The 6,546-nt window shown below is 29.1% G+C and carries 5 protein-coding genes; 2 read left to right on the forward strand and 3 right to left on the reverse strand.

All coding sequences use genetic code 11. The features are described from left to right. The first annotated feature begins 87 nt into the window (after nucleotides 1-87). Nucleotides 88-2,601 carry a leucine--tRNA ligase gene (gene leuS, locus ACPKM0_RS09485; RefSeq protein ID WP_472475405.1) on the forward strand — a complete coding sequence of 838 codons (2,514 nt, stop codon included), beginning with the start codon at nucleotides 88-90 and terminating at the stop codon, nucleotides 2,599-2,601. Nucleotides 2,602-2,689: 88 nt separating this feature from the next. Here the strand turns inward: leuS and ACPKM0_RS09490 are convergent, their stop codons facing one another. Both ACPKM0_RS09490 and aroF read right to left on the reverse strand, forming a co-directional pair. Then, the gene (locus ACPKM0_RS09490) at nucleotides 2,690-3,439 is read right to left on the reverse strand and encodes a hypothetical protein (protein WP_472475406.1); all 750 of its coding nucleotides are present in this window, start codon (nucleotides 3,437-3,439) and stop codon (nucleotides 2,690-2,692) included. A 108-nt stretch (nucleotides 3,440-3,547) separates the two neighbouring features. Further along, nucleotides 3,548-5,449, reverse strand: coding sequence for a 3-deoxy-7-phosphoheptulonate synthase (aroF, locus tag ACPKM0_RS09495; RefSeq protein WP_472475407.1), 1,902 nt, complete (start codon nucleotides 5,447-5,449; stop codon nucleotides 3,548-3,550). A gap of 92 nt (nucleotides 5,450-5,541) precedes the next feature. Between aroF and ACPKM0_RS09500 the strand changes: the two genes are divergently transcribed. Then, nucleotides 5,542-6,216 carry an endonuclease III domain-containing protein gene (locus ACPKM0_RS09500; RefSeq protein ID WP_472475409.1) on the forward strand — a complete coding sequence of 225 codons (675 nt, stop codon included), beginning with the start codon at nucleotides 5,542-5,544 and terminating at the stop codon, nucleotides 6,214-6,216. On the opposite strand, the gene ACPKM0_RS09505 is transcribed toward ACPKM0_RS09500, so the two are convergent. Beyond that, on the reverse strand, nucleotides 6,197-6,546 hold a 350-nt coding region (locus ACPKM0_RS09505), incomplete at its 5' end, for a hypothetical protein (RefSeq protein WP_472475411.1). The two genes, ACPKM0_RS09500 and ACPKM0_RS09505, sit on opposite strands and share 20 nt — an antisense overlap.

The following is a 6,546-nucleotide window of genomic DNA, read 5'->3' on the forward strand; positions in this document are numbered from 1 at the left end:
CTTTTTTTTCACTTATATCTTTAAATTTTCAGTTCAAAAATACAACTATTATTGACGCAAACAAGGTGCAAATGTATTATTGGATTTATGAGTAATTATCCTTTTAACAAAATTGAAAAAAAATGGCAAAAATATTGGGAAGAAAATCAAACTTTTGCTGTTACAGAAGATGCGTCAATTCCAAAAGATAGACGTAAATACGTATTGGACATGTTTCCTTATCCATCAGGAGCTGGTTTACATGTAGGACACCCAGAAGGCTATACAGCTACAGATATTTATTGCCGTTTCTTAAAAATGAATGGTTATAATGTTCTTCATCCAATGGGCTTTGACTCTTTTGGCCTTCCTGCTGAAAACTATGCTATAAAAACAGGAACACATCCAAAAACTACAACTGAAAATAATATAGAAAACTTTAGAAAACAAATAAAAAGTTTAGGTTTTTGCTATGATTGGAATAGAGAAGTTGCAACACATAGTAAAGATTACTATAAATGGACTCAATGGATTTTCATTCAACTTTTTAAACAAGGGTTAGCTTATGAGTCACAAACTCCTATTAACTGGTGTCCAAACTGTAAAACAGGTTTAGCAAACGAAGAAGTTAAAGATGGTAAATGTGAACGCTGTGGAACTCAAACTGTAAGAAGAAATATTAGACAATGGGTTCTTAAAATTACAGAATATGCTGATAAATTATTAGAAGATTTAGATGAATTAGATTGGCCAGATTCTGTTAAAGCAATGCAACGAAATTGGATTGGAAAAAGTGAAGGTGCTTCTGTATTATTTAAATTAGAAAATTTTGATGATCAACTTGAAGTATACACTACTCGTTGTGATACTTTATTTGGTGCAACATATATGGTAATAGCACCTGAACACCCATTAGTAAATAAAATCACAACTGAAGATCAAAAAGCTGTAGTTGAAAAATATTTAGATGATACTGCTAAAAAAAGTGATTTAGAAAGAACTGACTTAGCAAAAGACAAAACAGGTGTATTTTCAGGTAGCTATGCAATAAATCCAGTTAATGGTAAAAAAATTCCTATTTGGATTGCTGATTATGTATTAATTAGTTATGGTACTGGTGCAATTATGGCAGTTCCTGCTCATGATACTAGAGACTGGGAATTTGCAAAAAAATTCGATCTTCCTATTATTGAGGTTTTAAAAAGCAAAATTGATGTACAAGAAGCTGCTTGGACAGAAGATGGGGTACATGTAAATTCTGATTTCTTAGACGGTTTAAACAAAGAAGATGCTATTAGCACTATGTTGAATTGGCTAGAAGAAAAAGAATTAGGAAAAAAATCTACAAATTATAAACTTAGAGACTGGATTTTCTCAAGACAAAGATATTGGGGAGAACCAATCCCTCTAGTTCATTGTCCTAAATGTGGAATTGTTCATGTTAAAGAAGAAGATTTACCTTTAGAATTACCTGAAGTAGAAAGTTACGAACCAAGTGGTACCGGAGAAAGTCCATTATCTGTAATTGATGAATGGGTAAATACAACCTGTCCTGTTTGTGGTGGTCCTGCAAAAAGAGAAACCAATACAATGCCTCAATGGGCTGGTTCTTGTTGGTATTATTTAAGATATTTAGATCCTAATAATTCTGAAGAATTTGTTTCTCCGGAAAAACAAGACTATTGGATGCCTGTAGATTTATATGTAGGTGGAGCAGAACATGCTGTTCTTCACTTATTATATGCAAGATTCTGGCATAAAGTTCTTTTTGATTTAGGTTTAGTACAAACAAAAGAGCCTTTTAAAAGATTGGTAAATCAAGGAATGATTACTAGTTTTGCATATCAAAGAAAGGACAAATCTTTAGTACCTACTGATATGGTAGAAGAAAAAGATGGTCTATATTTTGAAAAAGATGCTAATGAACAACTAGAAAAAGTTATTGCTAAAATGTCTAAGAGTTTAAAAAATGTAATTAACCCTGACGATATTATTAATGAATATGGTGCAGATTCAATGAGAGTTTATGAAATGTTCATGGGACCTCTTCAAGTATCAAAACCTTGGTCTACATCAGGTATGGGTGGAGTATATAGATTCTTAGATAGAATATGGAGACTTTCAGAAGAAAGAGAAATTGTTGATGAAAAACCAACAAAAGAAATTCTTAAATCTCTACATAAAACTATTAAAAAAGTAACTCACGATACAGATACATTGAACTTTAATACTGCTATAAGTCAAATGATGGTTTTAATTAATGATATCTATAAGACTGATAAACTTTATAAAGAAGTTTGGGAAACTTTATTAAAACTATTAAGCCCATATGCTCCTCACTTAGCTGAAGAACTTTGGGAAAGAGCTGGACATAACAACTCTATTGCAACTGTTCAATGGCCGTCTTTCATTGAAGAATTAACAATTGATAGTGAAATCCAATTAGTTGTTCAAGTTAATGGTAAACTAAGAGCTAAACTAAATGTAAGTAAAGATATCAGTAAAGATGAAATGCTTGAAATTGCGTTAAATGATAAAAAAATACAACATTGGATTGAAGGAAAAACAATAATCAAAAAAATTGCGGTTCCTGGAAAACTTGTTAATATAGTTGTAAAATAAAAGATAATACTCAAAAAGGCTGTATTACTAAAAGATATGGTACCTCCAAAGTGGACAAAAAAATTTGAAACACTTTGGAGGAATTTTTTTATAACAATTCTATTGGAAGTCTTTCTATATGAGTAAAATAATTTTTATTAATAGTATCTACTAAGATTAACATTAAATAACCTTTTTCTGCATTTATATAATAATGCTTTCCTTCTGATAAACTTAATTTAACTCTCTTATAATTAGAATCAGAAACTAAAAACCCTCCTTCATTTGGGTTTTCACTTATCCAATATCCTTCAACAGCTTGATTAAGAGAAACACTTACTTTGCTATTTTCATAAATCGATTTTTCACTTAGATTTCCATTTATTATATCTCTAGCCAAAATTATTTCATTAAAAGAATACAACAAACCTTTTTGCTTTAATATAGAAAAAAGTTTTTCATATTTTATTGAACAAATTGCATTAGGGTTTTGCAAATATAGATTTTGTAAATATTCAACTAAAAATCCATTTTCATAATCTAAAACAACCTTATTATCATTAGGAGAAATTACTCCCGCTATTGGAGAAAAAGTATCTAGGGCTTTAGCACAAATAAATGTTTGCTTATCTTTTTTTACATAGATTTTTATCTTTCTTTGATCTTTTCCTAGATGATAATATTTTATATTTCCAAAACCATCAGTATAACTTATTGTATACCACATTTGCTTATTAGTAGTTTTTTCAAAAGGATGTTCACTATTAATTATAATTTCAATTTCTTTATAATTAAGTTTTTGAGTACAACTTATTAATAAAAGGCTAAATAAACAAAAAAGAATTATTTTAAACTTCATAGTGTCTATAATTAAAATGTTTATATTTTTGCATTAATAAAAAAATACATATCTAAAAGATTTTATTACTCTTAGATATGTATCTATAATTTTAATAATTATTCCATTTTAGTTTGATGAATTAAATTTCCCTAAAATTCTGAAAGAGAAGCATTGTTCTTTTAGTTTTTTTATAACTTCTTCAAAAGCTTCTTCTTGATCTAAAATATCAGTTTCAACAAAGAATGAATATTCCCAAGGTTTTCCAGGTATTGGTCTAGATTCTAATTTTCTCATATTAAACCCATAATCACTTAATACTTTAAGAGCCTCAAATAAAGAACCTGGTTTATGAGATACATTGAATACCATTGCAGCTTTATTAGCTTTACTTGCACTTAAAAATACTTCAGCATTCTCTTCTCTTGAAATAATATAAAATCTTGTATAATTATTAGGATGAGATTCTATTGCAGCATCTAGTACTGTCATATTATGATATGCTGCAGCCGGAGCACCAGCAATAGCTGCATAAGATTTATCACCTTTTTCTTTAATAAATTGTACAGCACCTGCAGTATCAAAGAAAGGAACAGCTTTTGCATTAGGCAACTGTTTCTTTAAATAATCAGAACATTGTGCTAAACCTTGAGGATGAGAATAAACAAATTTTATATCTTCTAATTTTGTATTAGGAAGAGTTATTAAATTATGAATAACTCTAACATGTTGTTCTCCAACAACTACTAAATCAGGATAATTAATTAAATTATCAATATTATCATTTATAGTTCCACCCAAAGTGTTTTCAATAGGAATAACACCATATAAAGACTCACCTTTCATAACTGATTCAAAAACATCAACAAACTTTTCACAAGGTAAAACCTCATTATCATTAAATGTTCTTCTAACAGCTAATTCACTATATGCACCTCTTTCTCCTTGGAAAGCAATCTTATCAGTAGAAGTAATATTATTTTCACTTTGTATTGTTTCAGGAATAATTCTAGGTATTCTTTCTAAACTTTTACCAACAACTGTTGATAAAGATTGAACATCTCTCATTAGTTTTTCAAATTGAGAAGGATATAAAGATTGAGGACCATCACTTAATGCTGTTTCAGGTTTATTATGAACTTCAACCATTAAACCATTTGCACCACCAGCAACTAATGCTAAAGACATTGGTGAAACTAAGGATCTAATACCTGTAGCATGACTTGGATCGCCAATAACAGGTAAATGTGTTAATTTCTGAACTATAGGTATAGCACTACAATCTAAAGTGTTTCTTGTTGCTCTTTCATAAGTTCTAATTCCTCTTTCACATAATACAATTTGATCAGTACCATTAGCCATTAAATATTCAGCAGCCATCAACCATTCTTCTATAGTTGCAGACAAACCTCTTTTTAATAATACAGGCATTTTTGTCTTACCAACTTGTTTTAACAATTCAAAGTTTTGCATATTTCTAGCTCCAATTTGGAACATATCAATATATTTACTCATCATCTCAACATCTGAAGGAGAAACAACCTCAGTAGTTATTGGCATACCGTATTTATCACCAGCTTTTCTCAAATATTTTAAACCTTCTTCTCCAAGACCTTGGAAAGAATAGGGTGAGGTTCTAGGCTTAAAAGCGCCACCTCTTAAAATTACAGCACCAGCTTCTCTCACTTGTGCAGCGATTGCCATTATTTGTTCTTCAGATTCTACAGCACATGGACCAGCCATAACTACAATTCTTTGCCCACCAATTTTTACATTTCCAACTTGAACAATTGTATCTTCTTTTTTTAATTCACGAGATGCTAATTTGTAAGGTTTTGAAATTGGAACAACTGATGAAACACCATCCATTTGTTCTACTATTCTATGGTCAATACTAGTTCTACCAACTGCACCAAGAACAGTTTCTTCTTGTCCAATAATTTCTTTTACTTTAAAACCTTTGTTAGTTAAGAAAGTAATAATATCTTCTTTTTGTTTTTGTTTTATTTGTTTATTTAAAATTACTATCATGAAAAAAAACTAAACATTATAAATAAAAAAATCAAGTAAAGAATTTTATTTTTCCTATTGTTTATCTATTATTTATATGATAAAGACTTAATATGGACATAAATTATTGGGATTTCCTTTTTGATACTATAAAAAAGACTCTAGATAAACGAAATATTTCTTTACCTTCTGTTTCCTTAATTGCTCTTAATTTTAATAAAAATCCTTTTTGTATTTTAATATCTACTATTATTTCTTTAAGAACTAAAGATAAAATTACACTTGAAGCAAGTAATAGATTATTCAAACTTACAACAGATCCAACAACTTTATTAAAACTTAAAAAGAAAACTATAGAAGAAGCGATATACCCTTGTGCATTTTATAAAAGAAAAACAGAAAATATAATAAAAATAAGCAAAATTCTAGTTGAAGAATATGATAATAAAGTTCCAAATACTTCACAAAATCTTTTGAAACTTCCAGGGGTAGGAATTAAAACAGCAAATTTAACACTAAATCTAGCATTTGATATAAATGCAATTTGTGTAGATTGTCATGTTCATCAAATAGCTAATAGAATGGGTTGGATAAAAACAAAAACCCCAGAGCAAAGTGAAAAAGAATTACAAAAAATAATGCCAAAGAAATATTGGATTATATTAAATGAATTATTAGTAAATTATGGACAACATATTTGTACTCCAATAAACCCAAAATGCAATGAATGTCCTTTAGAAAAAGTATGTTTAAAAATTAATGTAAAAACTAAAAATCTTCCATCTTAATAACAGAATAACCTACAACTTCATAAGGATGTGCCTTTTTCATAGCAAAAATAGTATTTTTTATATACTTTTCTTCGACAACAAATTCTACTTTCCATTCCTCTTCTTTATGGATTTTATTTTTTTCACCTACAAAAGGATTGGATGTCTCTCCTGCTCTAAATTGGCCAAGTCCTTTTGTTTGCCAACAGCAGTAATCATAACCACTAACTTTACCGGCTCCTGCATCAAACATTGCAGATTTTACTAACTCTAAATGTGATGTTGGAACATATACAAATACATGATACATCTTGTAATTACCTCTTGGTATTATTATAGTATAAATAT

This window comes from Pleomorphochaeta sp., from assembly GCF_050031695.1.
GTDB lineage: Bacteria > Spirochaetota > Spirochaetia > Sphaerochaetales > Sphaerochaetaceae > Pleomorphochaeta.